This is a genomic window from Acidobacteriota bacterium (assembly GCA_034211275.1).
Lineage (GTDB): Bacteria > Acidobacteriota > Thermoanaerobaculia > Multivoradales > JAHZIX01 > JAGQSE01.
Genome location: JAXHTF010000227.1, coordinates 7,501 through 10,168, shown reverse-complemented (window position 1 = coordinate 10,168; position 2,668 = coordinate 7,501). Strand labels below are relative to the sequence as shown.

Annotated in this window: 3 protein-coding genes (1 of these 3 cut by a window edge); all 3 read right to left on the bottom strand. The window is 65.6% G+C overall.

Features of this window, described 5'->3' with window-relative positions:
- Positions 1–823, bottom strand: an 823-nt coding sequence (locus SX243_22860) for a hypothetical protein (protein MDY7095826.1), incomplete at its 3' end; no start/stop codon positions are given.
- A 111-nt stretch (positions 824–934) separates the two neighbouring features.
- Complete coding sequence (locus SX243_22855) at positions 935–2,329, bottom strand: hypothetical protein (GenBank protein ID MDY7095825.1); 1,395 nt, start codon at positions 2,327–2,329, stop codon at positions 935–937.
- A gap of 4 nt (positions 2,330–2,333) precedes the next feature.
- Positions 2,334–2,668: the end of a thioredoxin family protein gene (locus SX243_22850; protein ID MDY7095824.1), read on the bottom strand. It continues 505 nt past the right edge of the window; the window shows 335 of its 840 coding nt (coding positions 506–840); its start codon lies beyond the right edge, outside the window — the gene reads right to left on this strand; its stop codon occupies positions 2,334–2,336.

The following is a 2,668-nucleotide window of genomic DNA, read 5'->3' as shown; positions in this document are numbered from 1 at the left end:
CGAGCAAACGGCGTAGCAGCTGAGACGCTCGGAAAGAGGTCTGGAGGATGGTCTGGAGGCGTTCCTGGAGCTTCGGGTCCCCACCGCCCTTGAGGCTCACCATTTCGGTTGTGCTGGCGATCACCGCCAGGTAGTTGTTGATGTCGTGGGCGATACCCCCGGCCAGCCGTCCCAGCCCCTCCAGCCGACGAGCCCGATCGAGCTCCGCCTCGCTGCGACGCAGCGCCGCTGCCATCCTGCGGCGGCGTTGCTCTCGGTTCCACAGCTCCGCCACCGTCATTCCCACCACCAGGATCCAGGCTCCGAGGATGAAGCGCACCAGGACCTTGGCATGGCGCTGACCGCGGCCGATGCGTGCCCCCAGGGCCGCGTCCAGCTCCCGCGCCTGTTCCAGGATGCGATAGAAGACCTGATCGTAGTGTTGGTCCAGCTCGGAGCCTACGCCGGCGACGAATCCGCGGTCCATCCGCTCTTTCGAGATCTCCTGCAGCTCCTTCAGGGAGAGCTGGACCTTCTGCACCCCCTCGCGCAGCGTCCCCTCCTCCAGGGGTGCCTCGATGAGCCAGCCCTGCCCGGTACTGCCTCCCTCGAGCATCGCCGTCAGCAGATGCTCTGCCTGGTTGAGGCGCCCCCAGATCTGGGCGCCTTCGACCTCCGGATCGCCGGTGAGGTATTCCTCCAACCACAGATGCGCTTCGGAGACCTCGAGGCGCACCTCCTGGATCGCCAGGTCCAGGGGGAAGTCCCCGGTCACCTGCCGTTCGGCGATGCGGTAAGTCCAGATCAGCAGAGCGGTGGAGACGATGCCCAACCCCAGGACCACCCCCGGAATCCAATACCAGGGGCTGCCCGCCGGCGAGTACTCAGAGCCAGCGGGCTCGGCGGCAGTCAGAGGGTCTCGGGCAGCAGGCCGCAGGAAGTCATCCCCTCGAGCTTATAAGCGCCAGTGCAGGGTGGTGAGAAACTCGTCGTTGGAGGCCTTTTCGCCGGAGCCCAGGGTGAAGGTGTTGTCGGCGTACTCGAGGGTTAAATCGATCCCCGAGACGATGCCCAAGCGCACCCCGTAATCGATCTTCTCCCATTCCCAACGGAAGCTCGGGGCGGGGAAGCGGTCGTCCCCGCCGTCGAAATCCGGGTCGAGCATCGAATACCGCACCGCCGGAGCGATGAAGGGGAAGACCTGGCGGCCGGCGATGGCGAAGCGCACCGGCAGGTCGAACCGCCAGGCCAGCTCTCCCTCGATGCCGGTGCGATCGAGCCCCGCCACCTCCTGGTCGACCCACTGGCCGAAGAAGCTGAAGCCATGGCGGTAGTACCAGAAGTTGGCCCCAGTCTCCTCCTTCTCGTCGCCGGTGATGGGCAGCGGGAAGGCATTCAGCGGGCCCAGCAAGAGGTCCAAATCGCCGCCGTAGAAGGTCCCCTCCAGCTCCACCGTATCCGCCAGCTCCCGGTGGTAGCGCCACAGCAGCACGTCGCCGCCGGCGAGACCGGAATCACTTTCCCAGCGCCAGCCTAGGCCCAGGCCGAGCTCCAGGTCGCCGTCCACGTCCAGGTCTTCCACCTCCGCGTCGTAGAGCACCACGATGCCCGAGCCGAGCTCCGGATCCGGGTTGTCGCGCAGGAAGACGTCGGTGCCGTTGTCACCGGCGAGGGCGTTGGGGTCGCGCAGAAAGAGGGGGTTGCCTTGGGTCACGGAGGTCTTGAGGTAGAGGTGCCGACCGAGGTCGAAGCCCACCTCCAAACCGGTGTCTTCGAATCGGTTGAAGGCGGTGGAGACCAAACCGTAGCTCTCCAAGTGGCGGTCGTCCTGACGCTCGAAGTGAGCGAATTTACCGATCTTGGCGTACACGCCGAAGCCGTCCGCCTCCCGCGCCGGCTCCATTTCCTGGCCGAAGCGGATCCACACCTCATCGACGTCGACCTTGCGGTCACCGGAGGTGGGGTTGCGGTCGTGGAGATCGATGAAGTCGACCTTGGCATGAGCCTGGATGGCATTGCCCAGCCGGGCGTCGAGGAGCAGGGTGAACACCGAGACCTCGAAGTTGGAGCCCGGGTCCACGGTGGTCAGGAATCCGTCTTCCTCCCCCGGCGGCAACATTTCCGGCGTGAAGGGGAAGCGTAGGGGGAAGCGATTCTCTTCGCTGTCCCGATAGTGGGCCTTGGCCTCCAGCCCCCAGTCCAGCTGCCAACCTTCCGGCGCCGGTGCCGGCGCCGCCTCGGCCTCCGGCTCCGGGCCGAAATCGATAGGGTCCTGGGCCAGCATCGAGCCCGAGCTCCCGAGAACGATACAAAGAACGGCGAGGAGAGACGGGCGCGTCGATGCTCCCATGCCCTTACCCTCCGTTCACGAGCTTGAGAAGAGCTTTCTCCGGAGCCTGCCAGTCGTTGCGCTCGATGCGGCCCACCTCCTTGCCGCCGACGTAGACGATGCCCGTGGGCACACCGTGAACGCCGTTGCTCTTGGCTTCCTGGTCGTCGCTGAAGTTCCTCGCCAGACCGTAGTAGTCGAAGTCGATGCCCGAACCGGCGAGCTCTTCCTCCACCCGCAGGAAGCGCGGCACATAGCGCTTGCAGAAGGAGCACCAGGAACCGAAGAAGGTGCGGACGCGGATGTCCTTGGAGCTATTCCGCAGGCTTTGGATGGCCGCCGCGTCGGGAGTGTAGTCGT

Bases quoted from the DNA above. Each gene is read 5' to 3' on its own strand.
- SX243_22855 (MDY7095825.1), bottom strand. From the start codon at position 2,329: ATGGGAGCATCGACGCGCCCGTCTCTCCTCGCCGTTCTTTGTATCGTT.